Source organism: Citrobacter sp. RHB35-C17, assembly GCF_013816795.1.
Taxonomy (GTDB): Bacteria; Pseudomonadota; Gammaproteobacteria; order Enterobacterales; family Enterobacteriaceae; genus Citrobacter_A; species Citrobacter_A amalonaticus.
On record NZ_CP057150.1, the window covers coordinates 1,356,380 to 1,374,793 of the forward strand.

The following is an 18,414-nucleotide window of genomic DNA, read 5'->3' on the forward strand; positions in this document are numbered from 1 at the left end:
ATAACTTCATGGGGCTTTGGAACTAAAATATATTAAATCCCAGTACAGATAACATAACCGCCAGGATAATAGATGATATCTACCACGACGTAGCCGTAATACATGTCACCTGGTTTATAAACGACGCCATTTTCCCAAACACCATTACCTGCAGGTGTTCCATTAGGCTGTACCACGGTGTTATCATCGTTATTGGTCGAACCACCATTATCGGTATTATTGTTGTCAGGGGTATTCGCGCCATCATCCTGATTAGCCGAACCCGTTTCATTAATAACGCCCATGTTAGTGACATAACCCGTGGTATAAACGTGATCGCCCGTAATCGTACCAGTGCTTTCGTTGAACATACCGTTAGACGTATTCAGCTTAACATCACCGGTGCTGGAGATGTTGCCGCTGTTGTTCAGGTAATTAGTGGTCAGCGTAATACCGTTTTCCGCGCTCAGCGTACCGCTATTCATCAACGTTACGCGATCCATCTGGGCATTCAATTTATTACCAGCGGCAATGGTACCGTTGTTATAAGAGGTGCTCTGTGAATAACCGTAACTTCCCATCACATTGAGGTTGATATCATGCGCGGCACGGATATCACCGGTATTGTTCAGGTTGCTCATCACAGACAAGCTAGCATCTTCCCCTGCCTGAATAGCGCTTCCTGCGTCAGTCATCAGAGAAGAGGTTGTGATGTAGATGTTATGGCCAGCATTCATGTTGCCATACATCAGGTTATAGACATTGTTGGCGTTAACGTTGATGTCATTGTTACTGGAGATCGTACCGCTGTTAGCAAGATCGGACAGTTGCAGATTCATTTGATTAGCGTGGATTGCACCGCTGTTATTAAATACGCTGCTATTCATCTGCAGATTCAGATTACCGTCGGCGGTAATAGAACCACTGTTCTGGGCTGGGCCACCGTAGCTGCCCCAACCATTGGAACCGATGGTTAAAGACATATCCTGTCCCGCAGCGAGAGTCCCTGCGTTCTGGAAAGTATTTGTCACCGTCATATCAATGTTGTGACCCGCTTCCAGCTTGCTGGCAAGATCAGAATAATAAGACGAACCATACATGAAGATATCATTGCCGGCTGAAATCGTGCCGGACATGTTATCCAGTGCGCCATTGATAGAAACGGAACCGTCGCTATGAATTGTGCCGTTATGGTTAGAGAGCATGTTATTGCCGCTTACCTGCAACTGGCTGTCACGTCCCTGAGTCTGAATAACGCCGTTATCATTATTCAACATGGAGGCGTTAATCATATTCCAGCCATTACCTGCAGAAATAACCCCGTTATTGTTGGTCAGCGTATCGACGTTAACACTCATCGAGCCGTTGCTTGTCAGGCTGCCAGACGTGTTGTCCAGATTTGCTGAGTCCACGGTCAGCGAGCCTTTAGCATTGATACGACCGTTTGTATTATTGACGCCGGTCGCTCCCCAGGAGTTATAGCTGTTAGAAGAGCGAGCGATGCTCAGGGCGCCTTCGCTGGTGATTTCACCTTGGGTGTTATTCAGCGAATCCGCCATGATGGTGGTCTGCTGGTTTCCCTGAATCTTGCCATGGGTGTTTACTGTGTTTTTGCCAGACAAATCAACATAATTGCCTTTGATTTGACCATTGCTGTTGTCCAGTAATTCGTCGGCAGAAACGGAGACCATCCCATCAGACGTGATCTGGCCATTATGGTTCAGAACAGATGATCCCATTACAGCAGTGGAGTTTTTACCGCTAATATGGCCGCCGTTGTTTTCAATCACGCCATCAACATTGAGAGACAAGGTATCCGTCGCGGTCAGGTCTGCGTGATCAATACGCACGCCGACGCCACTGTCTGTCCCTTCCATGTAAATTTTATTGGCATACATGGAACCCAGCGCAGATACATCCAGCGCGACTTCCGGGCTGGTGCTGTCGTCATATTTTTTCTGTACGCGACCATTCTTATCAATACGGTTATTACCGGTAATGATGTTCAGCTCATTCGCCTGCAGTTTCGCATTGACCTTCACGGAGCGAGCGATAATGTCGGTGTACTGAGTGGAGCGGGTGTCCATACCTTTACCGGTAATAGACACCTGGCCTTTGCTGACGTCCAGTCCGGTTACGTTGCCCTGATTATCGTAGGTGGCGGTCCCCGTGGTTAGCGTTGCGTGGTTGGTGTTAATAAAACCGCAACCGTCGCAGGTAATGCCTGATGGGTTAGCAATAATGACCTGAGCGGACTGACCGGCGACTTCGATCATGCCGTTAAGCTGGCTCGGATCGGAGGAGCGCACTTCGTTAAGAATCACTTTTGCACTGCCGCTCGCCATATTAGCGTTGCCATTAATCTGGCCGGCTAACTGAGTGTTCGAATTGCTGCTACTGTTGTTCAGAATAACGCCGTTACTGTCTACGTTGAACTCAGAATAAACGTTATGTGAAACGCCACCCGCACTGGCTTTATTAATATCAACAACGGTAGTGCCATTTGCGTTGGTATGAATACCCGGTTGGTTAGTATTACCTGCTACAACCGCAGCGTGAGCTGGCATAATCATTCCAAGCGCAAGCATCGTTGCAAAGCAGGTTGGAGCCAGCTTTGCGTGTAAAACCTGACGATTATTGCGCACGATATTAATATTTTTGCTTTTCATTTACTGATCCTTGTATTTCCTTGAATATAAATTCCCCATTTCATTGGTGAAAAATGGGGGGGATATGAAACCATGCAATCCCTTTAATCCAGAAAAGGACTTGTAACGATTCGTTTTTTTTTAACAGCAATTGTTGGCTGGGTGCGAAAAGTAACACATTGATAATTGCACAAAAAAATATCGCAATTATTTATTATAAAAATGTGTTTATTAGGTAATTCATTAATATGAAAGAGAGGCGTCGTCGAAAATGGGAAAATCGATTGATAAATGATATGGATAATTTCTGTTCAAGATATTTCTGAGGTGTTACACAATGTGTAAGAAACTTGAAAAAACCTTAACGAGTGGAAGGGTAATGAGAACAGGCACGTCGCGAAGCAACGTGCCTGAAGACATTAGCACTCAGTAATAATCGTGCTCAGCGGCAGGCGAGATTTTGGCAGCGAGGCATTAAAATCTTCCACGCTGTGATGACCGACAGGCACCACCACCACGCTGGTGAAGCCCTTTTCTTTCAGGCCAAATTCTGCATCAAGAATGGCGGCGTCGAAACCTTCGATTGGCACCGCGTCCAGACCCAGTGCGGCGACGCCTAACAGGAAGTTACCCACGTTCAGATACACCTGCTTTGCCATCCAGTGTGCATCGTCTTTCAGCTCCTTACGGTGCATGTCGGCAAAAAACGTGCGACCTTTGTGATTAGCGGCTTTCGCCTCCGCGGAAGCAAAACGCCCATCGGCCTCTTCCTGATCAACCACGCGTTCCAGCCATGCATCATCCATTGCCGTTTTGGCGCAGAACACCACGACATGCGAGGCATCAAGCATTTTTCGCTCGTTGAAGACAAAGTTACCGGCGGCAGATTTCGCCACGCGCGCTTTGCCTTCCTCTGTGCTGGCGACGATAAAGTGCCACGGCTGAGAGTTAGTACTGGACGGGCTGAACTGCAGCAGTGTTTTGATTTTTTCGGCTTCTTCAGCGGTCAGCTTTTTAGCTGGGTCGAATGCCTTGGTTGAATGACGTTTTAAGGCAACTGAAACGATATCCATAACGACTCCCGGTTGGTTTTAATCTTCGCAGGTTACAGGGTTCTACCGGAGATGATAAGAGAGAAATGGCGAACACAGTTTTCGTTATTTGAGACTAATCAGACCGGACGGATTCGTTTCTGGCTGCGTTTAGGCAGGCCATCGACCACTAAATTCCACGAGTCGTTCACCAGCTCTTCCAGTAACGACTCGGTAATATCGTCACCGGGCGCGACGGAAATCCAGTGCTTTTTGTTCATGTGATAACCGGGGGTTATGCTGGGGTAAATCTGCTGATTTAACAGGGATTTTTCCGGGTCGGCTTTCAAGTTTATTACCGCACGGCGGTTAAATTCGGTGACGATCATAAAAATCTTTCCTTCGACCTTAAACACGTCGTACTCCGGGCCGAACGGCCAGCAGTGCTCAGTAAAGGGGAAGGCTAATGCCAGGCGTTTTGCGCACTCGTGCAGCGTTTTTTCGTCCATTACTTTTCCTCGCGGGTGAGGGCGCGCCACATGGCTTCAAAACCCAGAGAAATAAACTCTTCAGCGCGAGCCGGTTCACGGGCGGCAAATTCCATTGTCGTTTCTGCCAGCGTTAAAAACAGCGCATCGCCGAAGGCGCGATATTCATCGGACATAAAGACCGGTAGCACTGAGCGGTGACAGAGATCGCGCAGTTCAGGAAACATATCGTCGGCTTTTTGTTCCGTCTCTTTGGTGATTTTTTCGCTGACGGCCAGTTGGCGTATCGCGCGATGCCCCTGCGTGTGGTTTATCCCCCAACTGATATAGCTGCGCCAGATATAAAAGGTCAGCGCTTTGGCATCGGTCAGTGAACGATCCAGATTGGCGATCATCGACTGGCAGAGACTCTGTTTAAGATGAAGATACAGTTCGTTGATTAACTCGTCTTTGGTCGCGAAATAGCGAAACAATGTCCCTTCCGCCACGCCAGCATTGCGGGCAATCACTGCGGTTGACGCCGCGATCCCGGACTGCGCAATCGCCGTGGTTGCTGCCTCCAGTAATGCCTTTTTTTTGTCTTCACTCTTCGGACGAGCCACTACACTTTACCCTTAATGTGGTCTAAAAATGTGATTGAAACACGGCGTATGCAGCGCCGCAACGGTGAATGTCAAAGATTGAAAATCATCTTGACGAGAAACGTCTGATTTCTATAATGAGTGCTTACTCACTCATAATCAAGGGTGCGTCGCGCAAACCATCGGACAGGCGCGCGTTTTCAGGTCAGGATATGAAGCGTCTCACAGTTTGCGTGGTTGTTATTATGCTCATTACCAGTGCAGCAACGTTACCGTTTGTCCTCAATGCTGGCTTCGGCCAGGCGCCACAGGGCGCTCAGCTTAGCCAGGTTGAACAATCTGCAAACTACCGGGACGGGCAATTCCATAATCAGATACCGACGCCGGGCTATACCGGAAACAAAAGTATGCTCGCGGCGTGGTGGGAGTTTCTGGTCGCGAAGCGTGAGAATGCGCGCCCCGATCAGCCCCTGCCGTTGGTTGCGACCGATCTTGCCAGTCTGCCGGTCACTGAAGACATCCTAATCTGGCTCGGGCATTCGTCGTGGTATCTGCAACTGGACGGCAAACGTATTCTGATTGACCCTGTGCTCAGCAGTTATGCCGCGCCGTTTTCCTTCCTCAATAAGGCTTTCGCAGGCGATTATCCGTGGACGGCGCAGGCGATGCCGGCGATCGATCTGCTGATCATTTCGCACGACCACTATGACCATCTGGACTACGCCACCATCAAGGCGTTAATGCCCAAAGTGAAGCGCGTGCTTACACCGCTGGGTGTCGGTTCGCATCTGCGTTATTGGGGAATGAATAGCGACATCATTGAAGAGCGCGACTGGAATCAGTCCGTGCGAATTGACGATTCGCTGATGATTCACGTTCTGCCTGCGCGGCATTTTTCTGGCCGCGGCATTAAGCGCAACCAGACGCTGTGGGCCAGTTTTCTGTTCGAAACGCCGGAACAGAAAATTTATTACAGCGGTGACTCCGGCTACGGGCCTCATTTCCGGGCCATCGGCGAGCAGTTTGGTGGCATCGATCTTGCCATTATGGAGAACGGTCAATATGACCAGGACTGGAAGTACATCCATATGATGCCAGAAGAGACCGCTCAGGCCGCTCAGGATTTGCGGGCAAAAGCGATATTGCCCGGTCATGCCGGACGCTTTGTGCTGGCTAAACATACCTGGGATGACCCTTACAAACGGCTGGCGCTGGCCAGTCGACATAAAGCGTACCGTCTGCTCACGCCAATGCAGGGTGAACCGGTAAAACTGGACGATCTGGCGCAGCCGTTCACCATCTGGTGGGAGCAGACCTCACATTTGCAGGAGAGGAGTTCCGAATGACCATTTCTGCTCAGGTTATCGACACGATTGTCGAGTGGATAGATGATAATTTGAATCAGCCGCTGCGCATTGACGACATTGCGCGCCACGCGGGGTATTCCAAATGGCATCTGCAGCGTCTGTTTTTACAGTACAAAGGGGAGAGTCTGGGACGTTATATTCGTGAGCGTAAACTGCTGCTCGCGGCGCGGGATCTGCGCGAGTCCGACGAAAAAGTGTATGACATTTGTCTGCGCTACGGGTTTGACTCTCAACAGACCTTTACTCGCATTTTCACCCGCACGTTTAACCAGCCGCCGGGCGCCTACCGCAAAGAAAATCACAGTCGGGCACACTGATCTCCCGGAAAAACGCTTTCTTTGGCAAAACATCTCCTCACTGTGGATTAAAAAACATAGGTGAGGGGTATGAAGGATTTTTGCCAATAATGGGCGATTTACTATATATAGCCTGTGGGGTTTTATTGATACGTCAGATTGAGTGTCGCCGTCGCATTTGCTTGTCCGGCCCGTACTTTATCTTTGGTCTGTATATATCGGGCGGTAATGGGGAACGACTCCTGGCCGCCTGCCGAGCGTTTAAGATTAAGCATCTTATTCAGTTCCAGTGGCGTATCGTTGTACAGTAACTGCACGCCGATCCCCGCGGCAACCCTTTCGTCACCCTGGTTACTGAGCTCGGGAACGCTGTCGTCCGTGGTATCAGGGTTTTGTGCGCCGGTTAACGTCACATTGATATCGGCGTTCGCGTCACAGTCGCGTTTCAGGTCAGCCGTGCTGCTTTGCTGTGAATGGGTACCCAACTGGGTAAACTGGTCGGCCTGCACATCCCCAATGGGGAACGCGAGATTAGTACCGGACGGTATGGTGCAGGCGAGCACAGTGACGCTGCCGTTGACGAGATTCCATTTTGATACCGGCATGGTATAGGCAGAGCCGGGACCATCGCCCACTGCTCAGCTCATTATCATGCCGTTATCACAATACGCGCTCACTTCCGGGAACGTCAGATAATGGGCTTTCAGGACGGTGCCCGCAGGCGTATCTTGCTTTCGGGTTTATTAGTAAATGATCTCTGCGCCGGAAAGATGGAATGTGTGGAAGGCGCATAGATAAGAATATTTATTGTTTTAATATTTAAATTAACAAATCACGCCTGATTGGTAATGTGGTGAGTCTCTCGGGTTCCTGTTAGTGAGCGCCAAAAGAAGTGGCGCCCGGTTGGTTCACCGGCTTAGTGAGCCAGCGAAAACCAACGACGCCACACGTAGCGAATCACGAAATATTCAACAGCGCCAAGCGCTAAGAACCACAGGCAGAACAGCAGCGTGTAGAACTGGTTGAGATCCATCAGATGGAAGGTCGCAACCAGCTTTTGTGCCAGCACCAGCCCCAGCGAAGGCGCGGGAAGCAGCAGGCAGGAGAGAAAGGCCATCAGCAGAATACCGGCGACGGTCATTAGTGATTCAAGCGGGTGTTTCATGGCAATGTTAAACGTGAGTTAAAAAAGCCATTGTCCGGGATCTTCACCGTTAACGCAAACCGGCGCCGCTTACCCGGCCCAAATCTCACAATGTTTTTTCACCAGCCCGATGAGCGATCCGCCATCGCTGACAAACTCACGCATTTTTTGCGCTTCGCTGGCCCCCTGTTTAACCTGCCGGGTCAGGGCTTCAATCGCACTTGCGGCACCGACTTTATCAGCGGACGGCGCAACTTTTTCCAGCAGGCGCAGCGTGTCCTCTGAAAGCGAATGATGGTCGCCGGTATGCACGTCGGTCAGAATCCCCTCCAGTCCGTAGCGACAGGCCTGAAAACGGTTGAATTTATACAGCAGATAGTCACGCTCCTGATGTTTAAACGGTCGTTCCGTCAGTAGCCAGTGCGCGGTAGCCTGAATTAAACCGGCCATATTGATCGCATGGCTGAGGGTGAGCGGCGTATCCATCACCCGCACTTCGACCGTGCCAAAATGCGGGCTGGGGCGAATATCCCAGTGCAAATCTTTAATGCTGTCGATCATGTTTGTATAGCTGAGACGACGGAATAACCCTTCAAACTCCTGCCAGTTGCTCACCCACGGCATGGGGCCGTTATCCGGGAAACCAGAGAAGATATTCAACCGCGACGAGGCAAAGCGGGTATCGGAGCCCTGCATATAAGGTGAAGCCGCCGAGAGCGCAATAAAATGCGGGACAAAGTGCGACAGCCCGTGCAGCAGGTAAATTGCATCATCTCCGCTGGCGCAGCCGACGTGAACATGCTGGCCAAATACGGTGGCCTGCTGAATGAGATAGCCAAAGTTTTCCAGCGTGCGTTGATAGCGTTCGTTATCGCATACTTCCTGGCGCTGCCATTTCTGAAACGGATGCGTACCACCGCCGCAAATTTCGAGGTGATGGTTAGCCGCCGCTTGCAGGATCACCTGTTGCATCGCGGAAAACTGCGCCGCCGCCTGATCGATACTGTGGCAAACGTCAGTCGCCATCTCCAGCATGCTTTCGGTGATATCGTGCTTCACTTCGCCGGCGTGTACCCGGTCTTTCACTGCGGCAATCAGCGTCGAAGAGTCCTGGCTCAGATCATATCCCGGCGGATTAACCACTTGCATTTCCAGTTCAATGCCGAGGGTGTACGGTTCAGAGACGTGAAAATCGGGTAGTGGCATAGTGTTCGCTTCTCCTTTGATTTGTCAGATGAGTATAGAAGTGAGTGCGGGTTTCGGCGTGGTGGAAGAAATCTGAATCCGGTGCTTTGAAGGCGCATCGGGAACTGCTATAACCAAATTTTATCCTTGTGTAAGGAGTAATCGGTGCCGGAAATCAATGAATACGGCCAGATGGTGGGCGATGCGCTACCGGACTGGCATGGCGCGTCCGTTCTGCAACGGACCGTGCTGGAAGGTCGCTGGTGTCGCCTTGAGCCGCTCGATCCTGAACGTCATGCCGCTGATTTGTTCGACGCTTATGCGCAGGCAGACGACGAGCGAGACTGGACGTGGCTGGCAAGCCGTCGACCCGATAGCGTTGCGGCGACGTTCCACTGGCTCAGTGGAAAAGCGAATGATGACGCGCTGGTACCTTTCACCGTGGTGGATATCCGCGCAGAACGTGCGGTGGGGTTAGTCTGCTTTATGGCGATCGAACGCGAGCACGGCAGCGTTGAAATCGGCCATGTCACCTGGTCGCCGCGGATGAAAAATAGCGTACTGGGCACAGAAGCCGTCTGGCTGCTGTTGCGCTACGCCTTCGCACAGGGATATCGCCGGGTGGAGTGGAAATGTGATTCTCTCAACCTGGCGTCGCGTCGCGCGGCAGAGCGCCTGGGATTTGTCTTTGAAGGCCGCTTTCGCCAGAAAATTGTCCGCAAAGGCCGCAACCGGGACAGTGACTGGCTATCGATGATTGATGGCGAGTGGCCTGAGTGTGACCGCGCATTGCAGCGCTGGTTAGCGGCGGAGAATTTTGACGCGCAGGGCCAGCAGATTAAAACGCTGGCCCAGTGTCGACAGTAATACGCTTACCGTCGCGCCGGTTTGCGTACCGTCGCGCCGGTTTGCGTACCGGCGCGTCGCCTGCCATGTAATAACGCGCTGTACTTTTCGCCAGCGGAGCGCGTCCGCGAATGGCATCGGCAATTTTCTCGCCAATCATAATGGTCGTTGCATTCAGATTGCCGGTGATAATTTGCGGCATGATCGACGCATCCACGACGCGCAGATTCTCAACGCCATGCACTTTCCCTTCACCGTCGACCACTGCCATCTCGTCAAAGCCCATTTTACAGGTGCCGCAGGGGTGAAACGCCGTCTCCGCATGTTCGCGCACAAATGCGTCCAGCTGTTCGTCAGTCTGACACGCGATGCCGGGACTGATCTCTCGTCCACGGAATTTATCCAGCGCCGGCTGGTTGATGATTTCCCGCGTGATACGAATCGCATCGCGGAACTCCTGCCAGTCTTGTTCTGTTGACATGTAGTTAAACAGAATTGCCGGATGTTCGCGTGGGTCGCGGGATTTCAGATGGACGTGACCGCGGCTCGGCGAGCGCATTGACCCGACGTGGCACTGGAAACCATGTTCTTTCACTGCGTTAGAACCGTTGTAATTGATCGCCACCGGCAGGAAATGGTACTGAATGTTCGGCCAGGCAAAGGCTTCACGGCTGCGGATGAATCCTCCGGCTTCGAAGTGATTACTCGCGCCGATACCGGTTCCACCAAACAGCCATTCAGCGCCAATCTTCGGCTGATTCCACCATTGCAGAGCGGGGTAAAGCGACACGGGCTCTTTACACTCATATTGCAGGTACATTTCAAGATGATCCTGCAGATTTTCCCCGACGCCGGGCAGGTGGTGAACCAGCGGGATCGCAAAAGCCTTTAGTAACGCAGCATCACCCACGCCGGAGCGTTGCAGGATCTGCGGCGAAGCAATCGCCCCTGCGCACAGCAGCACTTCTTTGTTTGCCCTGGCGCGGGTCGGGATCGTGCTGTCGCCTTCCAGCCACTCCACGCCGACGGCTTTTTTGCCGTCAAAGACGATGTGGTCAGTCAGCGCATGGGTCACAATGGTGAGGTTAGGGCGTTTTCTCGCCTGATCCAGGTAGCCTCGCGCGGTGCTGGCGCGCCGTCCCTGAGGCGTGACGGTACGATCCATTGGGCCAAAACCTTCCTGCTGATAGCCGTTCAGGTCGTCTGTCCGCGGATAGCCTGCCTGAACGCCCGCCTCGATCATCGCTTCAAAGAGCGGATTCACGCCCGGTTTTGAGGTGGTCACGCTGACCGGGCCGTCGCCGCCGTGATAGTCATTGGCACCAATATCGCGCGCTTCTGCTTTACGGTAATAGGGCAGGCAGTTGAGGTAACTCCAGCGTTCGAGCCCGGGTGCTTGCGCCCAGTTGTCGAGATCCATCGCATTGCCACGCACGTAGCACATGCCGTTAATCAAAGACGAGCCACCGAGCCCTTTTCCGCGTCCGCATTCCATCCGGCGGTAGTTCATATGCGGTTCGGGTTCGGTTTCGTAGGCCCAGTTGTAGCGTTTTCCCTGTAGCGGAAAGGCGAGTGCCGCCGGCATCTGGGTACGGAAATCCGCACGGTAATCCGGGCCACCCGCTTCCAGCAGCAGGAGGGTGGTATTGCTGTCTTCTGTCAGTCGTGTAGCCAGTACGTTACCGGCAGAGCCGGCACCAATAATGATGTAGTCAAAATGCAATGAAACCTCCTGGTTAAAATACGGACTGGAAGGGGGCCATCTCGAGCTGGATGGACTTCACCTGGGTGTAGCTTTGAAGCGTCATCAGGCCATTTTCGCGGCCAATACCGGAATGTTTGTAGCCGCCAACCGGCATTTCGGCAGGGGATTCCCCCCATGTGTTGATCCAGCAGATCCCTGCTTCAAGCTGGTGGATGACGCGATGGGCGCGGTTGAGATCCTGAGTGACCACACCCGCCGCCAGACCGTAATCAGTGTCGTTGGCGCGACGAATAACCTCGTCTTCACTCTCGTAAGTCAGAATGGACATCACCGGTCCGAAGATTTCCTCGCGCACGATGGTCATGTCGTCGCGGCAGTCGGTAAACACCGTTGGCGCGACCCAGGCTCCCTCATCGAACGCGTTTCCCGTCAGTACCTCTCCGCCGCACAGCAGCGTTGCACCTTCTTTTTTACCGCTTTCGATATAGCGCAGGACGTTTTCGCGATGCGCAAAGCTGACCAGCGGGCCAAAATTGGTGGTGGGATCAAACAGATCGCCTGCGCGGATCCGCGCCACGCGGGACAAAATGGTCTGCTCAAACGCACTTTTCATCCGCGCCGGAATGAACACGCGGGTTCCGTTGGTGCAGACCTGACCGGAGCTATAGAAATTTGCCATCATCGCGATGTCTGCGGCGAGATTAACGTTAGCATCCTCGAAAACGATCAGCGGCGATTTGCCGCCCAGCTCCATCGTCACCGCTTTCAGCGACGAGGCGGCCGCGTTTGCCATCACTTTTTTACCGCTGGCGACGCCGCCGGTGAAGGACACTTTGGCGATGCCCGGATGGTCAGTCAGATAGTGGCCCGTTTCTGCGCCTTCGCCCGGCAGGACATTAAAGACGCCGTCCGGCAGGCCGGCTTCGCTGTAGATTTCTGCCAGCTTCAGGGCAGACAGCGGGGTGACTTCGCTGGGTTTGAAGATCATCGCATTACCCGCCGCCAGCGCCGGTGCGGATTTCCACAGCGCGATTTGAATCGGGTAGTTCCATGCGCCAATCCCGGCGACAACGCCCAGCGGCTCGCGGCGGGTGTAGACGAACGCGGTCTCGCGCAGCGGGAGTTGGCTCCCTTCCAGCGCGGGAATCAACCCGGCGTAGTATTCCAGTACGTCTGCGCCGGTGACGATATCGACGCTGGCGGTTTCGCTGAACGGTTTGCCGGTATCCAGCGTTTCCAGTCTCGCCAGTTCATCATTGCGTTCGCGCAGAATCTCCACTGCCCGGCGCAGAATGCGCGAGCGTTCCATGGCGGTCATCGCCGCCCAGATTTTTTGTCCGCGCTGAGCGCTTTTTACCGCGCGGTCGACATCCTCACGCCCTGCGGCCTGTACGGTGGCCAGAATCTCGCCACTGGCAGGGTTGATCGTCTCGAAAGTCCGACCGCTGGTGGCGGCGGTATAGCCACCATCAATGTAAAGTTGTTGTTCTGCCATTCGGGACATGCATTCTCCTCGGTGAGTCAGTGGCTTTTGGGTAAGTGCTGACTGATGAAATGGGTGGTCAGCGCCTGCGCAAGACTGAGATTAAACGGCTTACCGCTTAGTGCGGCGCGTAGCCACAGCCCGTCGATCAGCGCCGCGAGGCCATAGCCTGCCTGCTGCGCCTGTTCACGCGGCAGTTCGCGCATAAATTCGTACACAATGTTCGACAACAGACGTTTACTGGCGACCTGTTGCAGGCGATACAGCATCGGCTGGTGCATGCTGCTGGCCCAGAATGCCAGCCAGGCCTTCATTGCGGCGTGGCTTATCTGGGTCTCGTCAAAGTTTCCCGCCACGATGGCGCGCAATCGCAACTCGGCGCGTGCTCCCTGTAATGCATGGAGTCGATGCAAAACGGCATGACGCAGCTGGCTGGTGATGTCGCGCATCGTTGCCTCCAGCAATCCATTCTTATCCTTAAAGTAATGGCTAATGATCCCGGTTGAAACACCGGCACGACGGGCGATTTGCGCAATCGTTGCATCGTGCATCCCGACTTCATTAATCGCTTCCAGCGTAGCGTCGATCAGCTGTCTGCGCCGAAGGGTTTGCATCCCCAGTTTGGGCATGTTGCGGCTCCATTCATCAGTAATGTTTATGTATTTAACCTTTTATTGATTGAACGTTCAATATAAATGTGTCTTAATTGTTGCGAATTTGATTTCAAATAGTTACAAGAAAAGTGAGGATAATTGATGTCAGACCTTCCGCAGAGCAGAGAAAAGGACAAAATCAATCCGGTGGTGTTTTACACCTCCGCCGGGCTGATTTTGTTGTTTTCCCTGACCACCCTCTTTTTTAGTGATTTCTCCGCCGTCTGGATTGGCCGGACCCTGAACTGGGTCTCACAAACCTTTGGCTGGTACTATTTGCTGGCGGCCACGCTGTACATCGTCTTTGTTGTTTTCATTGCCTGTTCGCGTTTTGGCTCGGTAAAGCTCGGCCCGGAGCAGTCGAAACCGGAGTTCAGTCTGCTCAGTTGGGCGGCCATGCTCTTCGCCGCCGGGATTGGTATCGACCTGATGTTCTTCTCTGTGGCGGAGCCGGTGACGCAATATATGCAGCCACCAGAAGGGGCAGGGCAGACCATTGAAGCGGCGCGCCAGTCGATGGTCTGGACGTTGTTCCACTACGGCCTGACCGGCTGGTCGATGTATGCTCTGATGGGCATGGCGCTGGGTTACTTTAGCTATCGCTATAACCTGCCGCTGACCATCCGTTCTGCGCTGTATCCGATCTTCGGTAAACGCATCAACGGACCGATTGGACACAGTGTCGATATCGCCGCTGTCATCGGAACTATTTTTGGTATCGCCACGACGCTGGGTATTGGTGTGGTTCAGCTCAACTACGGTCTGAGCGTGTTGTTTGATATCCCGGATTCGATGGCGGCGAAAGCAGCGCTGATTGTCTTGTCGGTGGTGATCGCCACGATTTCGGTCACTTCCGGGGTAGATAAGGGCATCCGCGTACTTTCAGAGCTTAATGTTCTGTTGGCGTTGGGGCTGATCCTGTTTGTGCTGTTTATGGGCGACACCTCGTTCCTGCTCAACGCGCTGGTGCTCAATGTGGGCGACTATGTGAATCGCTTTATGGGGATGACGCTCAACAGCTTTGCCTTTGATCGTCCGGTTGAGTGGATGAATAACTGGACGCTATTTTTCTGGGCGTGGTGGGTGGCATGGTCGCCGTTTGTCGGTCTGTTCCTCGCGCGAATCTCACGTGGGCGTACCATCCGTCAGTTTGTCTTCGGTACGTTGATTATTCCGTTCACCTTTACTCTGCTGTGGCTGTCGGTGTTCGGCAACAGCGCGTTGTATGAAATTATCCACGGCGATGCGGGCTTTGCCCAGGAAGCGATGGTGCATCCGGAGCGCGGATTCTATAGCCTGCTGGCACAATATCCGGCATTCACGTTTAGCGCTTCCGTCGCTACCATCACCGGTCTGCTGTTTTATGTGACGTCAGCCGATTCCGGCGCGCTGGTGCTGGGAAACTTCACCTCGAAGCTGAAGGATATCAACAGCGATGCGCCAAACTGGATCCGTATCTTCTGGTCGGTGGCCATCGGGCTGCTGACCCTGGGAATGCTGATGACGAACGGAATTTCAGCCCTGCAGAACACCACGGTGATCATGGGCCTGCCGTTCAGCTTTGTGATTTTCTTTGTGATGACCGGGTTGTATAAATCGCTCAAGGTAGAAGATTATCGCCGCGAGAGCGCCAGCCGCCATACCGCGCCGCGCCCCATGGGCGTGCAGGATCGGTTGAGCTGGAAAAAACGTCTGTCACGCCTGATGAACTATCCCGGCACACGCTACACCCGCGAGATGATGAAAACAGTCTGTTATCCGGCGATGGAAGAGGTCGCGCAGGAGCTGCGGTTGCGTGGCGCGAGGGTGGAACTGCAAAGTATGCCGCCAGAAGAAGGGGACAATCTTGGTCACCTCGACCTGCTGGTGCATATGGGCGATGAACGTAACTTTATCTACCAGATCTGGCCTCAGCAGTATGCCGTGCCTGGTTTCACCTACCGTGCGCGCAGCGGGAAATCGACCTATTACCGGCTGGAGACCTTCCTGCTGGAAGGCAGCCAGGGCAATGACCTGATGGACTACAGCAAAGAGCAGGTGATTACCGATATCCTCGACCAGTACGAACGTCATCTGAACTTCATTCATCTGGATCGCGAAGCGCCAGGAAATGGCGTGTTGTTCCCGGGCATGTAGGACGAGCTAAACGAAGAAGTAGCCGTTATGCGGGGAGTTATCCCCGCATATCCGCGAGTCAGGTCTGGATGAGACGGCACCCGCTTAAGCACCTCGCCCGCAGTCCGTCCTGGCTGCGGGCGATTATCTGTCTACCAGCAGATAAATCCGCCATCCACAACGAGATCGACGCCAGTACAGAACGAAGCCGCATCGCTGGCGAGGAACAGCGCCGGACCTGCCATCTCCTCCACTTTTGCCATGCGCTGTATTGGTGTCTGACTTTCAAATTCACGTGTCTGATGAACCATCTCTGGACGGGTGTTCATCGGCGTGGCGGTGTATCCCGGGCTGATGGAGTTCACACGAATGCCTTTTTCAATCCATTCCATTGCCAGGCTCTTCGAGAGGTGAATAACCCCCGCTTTAGAACTATTGTAATGCGCCTGTTCAAGGCCTCGGTTGACGATGATCCCGGACATGGAGGCGATGTTGATGATAGATCCGCCGCCGGATTCGAGCATCAGTTCCGCTTCCGCTTTGCAGGAGTTCCAGACGCCCGTGAGGTTGATGTCGATAACGCGCTGCCACTGTTCGCTTTCCATTTCCAGGGCCGGGTTAGCGTTGGCAATACCGGCGGCGTTCACCGCGATATCCAGACGACCAAACCGTTCTTTGGTCAGGGCAACGGCGGCGCGAAGGTCGCTAAGCTGACGAACATCTCCCGTATAGAGTGCCGACTGCCCCCCCATCGCGTCGATATGATTAGCGGTCTCTTTCAATCCGCCGTCTTCACGCAGATCAAAACAGACGACCCGTGCACCCGCGCTGGCCAGCGCCCAGGCAATGGTTTGACCGATGCCGCTACCTGCGCCCGTGACGAAAGCGACGCGTCCTTGCAGGTTAAACAGTTGTTGAGCAAAATCTTTTGCGATCATAGTGATAACTCTCTTCATCAATACCCTGGCGGGTATTACGACATAATCAGGCCACCATCAATATTGATGGTTTGTCCGGTAAGATAGCGCGCATCGTCAGAGGCCAGGAAGGCGACCAGTCCGGCGACGTCCTCGGGTTTACCGGCGCGTTTCATGGGGATGCCCTTAACCCACTCCGCCATCAGTTCACCTTTGCCATAGCGTTTTTCATCGGTACTGAGGATCTCGCCCCATACGCGGTCGTTGTAATCCCACATTTCGCTTTCGATGATCCCTGGACAGAAGGCGTTAACGGTGATGTTCCACGGGGCCAGTTCATGCGCCAGGCTCTGCGTGATACCAATCACCCCCATTTTGCTGGCGGCATAGTGCGGGGTGTAAATGAAGCCCTGACGTCCCTGACCGGAAGAGGTGTTAATCAGACAGCCATGGTTCTGTTTCACCATATATTTCGCCGCTTCCCGGCAACAGAGCCACACCCCTGTGGTATTGACGGCAAGGGTTTTTTCAAAATCAGCTTTTGGCATCCGGTCAAAGTAATCGATGGTGATCACACCAGCGTTCTGGATGGAGACGTCAATCGTGCCAAAGCGCGCAGCGGCTTGCTCATACAGCGCCTGTACCTGCTCTTCGTTAGTGACATCAACCTGCAAAGATAAAATATCAGCCTGGTAGCGCTGGCGCAGTTGCTCTGTCGTTTCGTGAACGCGCTCCGCGTTGGAGACCATCACCAGGTTTGCGCCGTCCCGGGCGAAACGTTCGGCGATACCTGCGCCAATTCCCCGGCATGCCCCGGTGATGACGACCGTCTTACCATGAAAATCACGTTGCATATTTCTTTCCCCTGTATAAGCCGGACAGGTGATGTCCGGCGGAGTGATGCTACTTAACTGGATACGGTATTCGCTGAGGGTGCTGTCGTCTGTTTTTCTTCATGGCGACGCATCAGAATGACTTTGTTCTGTAGCTTTTGCTGGAACTGGTCGACAACCACGGCGGTGACGATAACGACACCTTTAATGACCATTTGCCAGAAATCGCTGACGCCCATCATCACCATGCCATCGGCCAGAAAGACGATGACGAAGGCCCCGATGATAGAACCGGATACCCGTCCGCGACCGCCAGCGAGCGCGGTTCCGCCCAGGACGGTGGCGCCGATGGCGTCCATCTCAAACATGTTGCCGGTCATCGGGTGCGCTGTTTGTAGCTGAGACGCGACAATCAACCCAACAAAGGCAGCGCACAACCCGGAGAAGGCGTACACGAAAATTTTCGCTTTGACGATCGGCACACCGGCCAGACGCGCTGCGGATTCGTTACCGCCGATCGCGTAGATATAGCGGCCAAGCGGGGTTTTGGTGGTGATCCAGTAGCCCAACACCAGGAAGGCAATCATTAGCCAGATTGGCAGGTAAATCCCGAGCAGCGTGCCGGAACCCAGCGTAGCAAAACCGGTATTTCCCAGCGCTTCCATACCGTTAAGGTTGGGGTAGGTGCTACCGTCGTTAAACAGCAGGGCAGATCCCCTGGCAACGTACATCATGCCGAGAGTACAAATGAAAGGAGCCACACCAAAGCGGGTGATGACGGCGCCATTTACGAACCCGACGAGAACGCCGAAGATGGCGACACAGAGGATCACTTCCGCTACGTTGAAGAAGATGATGTTACCGCCCCAGATGGGCAAGCCATTGGTGAGTAATGCTCCCGCCACCATGCCGCAGATCCCTGCAACGGCGCCGACCGACAGGTCAATGCCCCCGGTGAGGATCACCAGCGTCATTCCAATTGCCAGTAAGCCGGTAATCGCAACGTGCTGGGTCATAATCAGCAGGTTAGATGTGGTCAGGAAATTCGGTACCATCACGCTGAAGAATGCGATGACCAGCAGCAGCGCGATAAACGTTCTGGCCTTCAGCAGGTACATGTAAATCATATATTTCTGGTTCATG

General features: G+C 53.4%; 17 protein-coding genes. 4 read left to right on the top strand and 13 right to left on the bottom strand.

Features of this window, described 5'->3' with window-relative positions; translation table 11 throughout:
- Positions 1-32: 32 nt before the first annotated feature.
- The 4 genes from HVZ37_RS06360 to HVZ37_RS06375 form a co-directional block, all read right to left on the bottom strand.
- Entirely contained in the window at positions 33-2,648 is a 2,616-nt protein-coding gene (locus HVZ37_RS06360) for a filamentous hemagglutinin N-terminal domain-containing protein (protein ID WP_044269035.1), read from the bottom strand.
- 398 nt (positions 2,649-3,046) lie between these two features.
- Complete coding sequence (gene nfsB / locus HVZ37_RS06365) at positions 3,047-3,700, bottom strand: oxygen-insensitive NAD(P)H nitroreductase (protein WP_043001491.1); 654 nt, start codon at positions 3,698-3,700, stop codon at positions 3,047-3,049.
- 98 nt (positions 3,701-3,798) lie between these two features.
- Positions 3,799-4,167 carry an MmcQ/YjbR family DNA-binding protein gene (locus HVZ37_RS06370; protein WP_044256666.1) on the bottom strand — a complete coding sequence of 123 codons (369 nt, stop codon included), beginning with the start codon at positions 4,165-4,167 and terminating at the stop codon, positions 3,799-3,801.
- The gene (locus HVZ37_RS06375) at positions 4,167-4,748 is read right to left on the bottom strand and encodes a TetR/AcrR family transcriptional regulator (protein WP_043001489.1); all 582 of its coding nucleotides are present in this window, start codon (positions 4,746-4,748) and stop codon (positions 4,167-4,169) included. The genes HVZ37_RS06370 and HVZ37_RS06375 overlap by 1 nt, the downstream gene beginning before the upstream one ends.
- A gap of 191 nt (positions 4,749-4,939) precedes the next feature.
- On the opposite strand from HVZ37_RS06375, the gene HVZ37_RS06380 reads away from it, so the two are divergent.
- Entirely contained in the window at positions 4,940-6,073 is a 1,134-nt protein-coding gene (locus HVZ37_RS06380) for an MBL fold metallo-hydrolase (RefSeq protein ID WP_181628232.1), read from the top strand.
- On the top strand, positions 6,070-6,411 hold the full coding sequence (locus tag HVZ37_RS06385; RefSeq protein ID WP_043001487.1) for a RamA family antibiotic efflux transcriptional regulator: 342 nt from the start codon (positions 6,070-6,072) through the stop codon (positions 6,409-6,411). Before HVZ37_RS06380 ends, HVZ37_RS06385 begins: the two co-directional genes overlap by 4 nt.
- 122 nt (positions 6,412-6,533) lie before the next feature.
- Here the strand turns inward: HVZ37_RS06385 and HVZ37_RS06390 are convergent, their stop codons facing one another.
- From HVZ37_RS06390 to HVZ37_RS06400, 3 genes are all read right to left on the bottom strand, one after another.
- Positions 6,534-7,025, bottom strand: coding sequence for a fimbrial protein (locus HVZ37_RS06390; RefSeq protein WP_181628233.1), 492 nt, complete (start codon positions 7,023-7,025; stop codon positions 6,534-6,536).
- A 281-nt stretch (positions 7,026-7,306) separates the two neighbouring features.
- A complete protein-coding gene (locus HVZ37_RS06395) occupies positions 7,307-7,555 on the bottom strand; it encodes a DUF1158 domain-containing protein (RefSeq protein ID WP_181628234.1) in 249 nt (82 codons plus the stop codon).
- 69 nt (positions 7,556-7,624) lie between these two features.
- Positions 7,625-8,740 (bottom strand): YbdK family carboxylate-amine ligase, encoded by a 1,116-nt coding sequence (locus HVZ37_RS06400; RefSeq protein WP_043001485.1) that lies wholly within the window; start codon positions 8,738-8,740, stop codon positions 7,625-7,627.
- A 144-nt stretch (positions 8,741-8,884) separates the two neighbouring features.
- Between HVZ37_RS06400 and HVZ37_RS06405 the strand changes: the two genes are divergently transcribed.
- Positions 8,885-9,586 carry a GNAT family protein gene (locus HVZ37_RS06405; protein ID WP_181628235.1) on the top strand — a complete coding sequence of 234 codons (702 nt, stop codon included), beginning with the start codon at positions 8,885-8,887 and terminating at the stop codon, positions 9,584-9,586.
- Here the strand turns inward: HVZ37_RS06405 and betA are convergent.
- From betA to betI, 3 genes are read right to left on the bottom strand one after another with little or no spacing between them, the layout of a single operon-like run.
- Positions 9,558-11,288, bottom strand: a complete 1,731-nt coding sequence (gene betA, locus HVZ37_RS06410; RefSeq protein ID WP_181628236.1) for a choline dehydrogenase — start codon at positions 11,286-11,288, stop codon at positions 9,558-9,560. The two genes, HVZ37_RS06405 and betA, sit on opposite strands and share 29 nt — an antisense overlap.
- Positions 11,289-11,301: 13 nt before the next feature.
- Positions 11,302-12,774: a betaine-aldehyde dehydrogenase gene (gene betB, locus HVZ37_RS06415; RefSeq protein ID WP_181628237.1), complete on the bottom strand. Its 1,473-nt coding sequence runs from the start codon at positions 12,772-12,774 to the stop codon at positions 11,302-11,304.
- 17 nt (positions 12,775-12,791) lie between these two features.
- Entirely contained in the window at positions 12,792-13,382 is a 591-nt protein-coding gene (gene betI, locus HVZ37_RS06420) for a transcriptional regulator BetI (protein WP_044256659.1), read from the bottom strand.
- A gap of 126 nt (positions 13,383-13,508) precedes the next feature.
- On the opposite strand from betI, the gene HVZ37_RS06425 reads away from it, so the two are divergent.
- Positions 13,509-15,542: a choline transporter gene (locus HVZ37_RS06425; RefSeq protein WP_181628238.1), complete on the top strand. Its 2,034-nt coding sequence runs from the start codon at positions 13,509-13,511 to the stop codon at positions 15,540-15,542.
- Between the two features lie 131 nt (positions 15,543-15,673).
- Here the strand turns inward: HVZ37_RS06425 and HVZ37_RS06430 are convergent, their stop codons facing one another.
- The 3 genes from HVZ37_RS06430 to HVZ37_RS06440 are packed head-to-tail and all read right to left on the bottom strand — an operon-like array spanning position 15,674 to position 18,413.
- Positions 15,674-16,459: an SDR family oxidoreductase gene (locus HVZ37_RS06430; protein WP_044266441.1), complete on the bottom strand. Its 786-nt coding sequence runs from the start codon at positions 16,457-16,459 to the stop codon at positions 15,674-15,676.
- Between the two features lie 35 nt (positions 16,460-16,494).
- Positions 16,495-17,292 carry an SDR family oxidoreductase gene (locus HVZ37_RS06435; RefSeq protein ID WP_109739983.1) on the bottom strand — a complete coding sequence of 266 codons (798 nt, stop codon included), beginning with the start codon at positions 17,290-17,292 and terminating at the stop codon, positions 16,495-16,497.
- Positions 17,293-17,345: 53 nt separating this feature from the next.
- Entirely contained in the window at positions 17,346-18,413 is a 1,068-nt protein-coding gene (locus tag HVZ37_RS06440; RefSeq protein ID WP_044256655.1) for an ABC transporter permease, read from the bottom strand.
- Position 18,414 lies beyond the last annotated feature (1 nt).

Coding starts and splice junctions, on each gene's coding strand:
- HVZ37_RS06360 (WP_044269035.1), bottom strand. CDS start 2,648: ATGAAAAGCAAAAATATTAATATCGTGCGCAATAATCGTCAGGTTTTA.
- nfsB (WP_043001491.1), bottom strand. CDS start 3,700: ATGGATATCGTTTCAGTTGCCTTAAAACGTCATTCAACCAAGGCATTC.
- HVZ37_RS06370 (WP_044256666.1), bottom strand. CDS start 4,167: ATGGACGAAAAAACGCTGCACGAGTGCGCAAAACGCCTGGCATTAGCC.
- HVZ37_RS06380 (WP_181628232.1), top strand. CDS start 4,940: ATGAAGCGTCTCACAGTTTGCGTGGTTGTTATTATGCTCATTACCAGT.
- HVZ37_RS06385 (WP_043001487.1), top strand. CDS start 6,070: ATGACCATTTCTGCTCAGGTTATCGACACGATTGTCGAGTGGATAGAT.
- HVZ37_RS06395 (WP_181628234.1), bottom strand. CDS start 7,555: ATGAAACACCCGCTTGAATCACTAATGACCGTCGCCGGTATTCTGCTG.
- HVZ37_RS06400 (WP_043001485.1), bottom strand. CDS start 8,740: ATGCCACTACCCGATTTTCACGTCTCTGAACCGTACACCCTCGGCATT.
- betB (WP_181628237.1), bottom strand. CDS start 12,774: ATGTCCCGAATGGCAGAACAACAACTTTACATTGATGGTGGCTATACC.
- betI (WP_044256659.1), bottom strand. CDS start 13,382: ATGCCCAAACTGGGGATGCAAACCCTTCGGCGCAGACAGCTGATCGAC.
- HVZ37_RS06425 (WP_181628238.1), top strand. CDS start 13,509: ATGTCAGACCTTCCGCAGAGCAGAGAAAAGGACAAAATCAATCCGGTG.
- HVZ37_RS06430 (WP_044266441.1), bottom strand. CDS start 16,459: ATGATCGCAAAAGATTTTGCTCAACAACTGTTTAACCTGCAAGGACGC.
- HVZ37_RS06435 (WP_109739983.1), bottom strand. CDS start 17,292: ATGCAACGTGATTTTCATGGTAAGACGGTCGTCATCACCGGGGCATGC.
- HVZ37_RS06440 (WP_044256655.1), bottom strand. CDS start 18,413: ATGAACCAGAAATATATGATTTACATGTACCTGCTGAAGGCCAGAACG.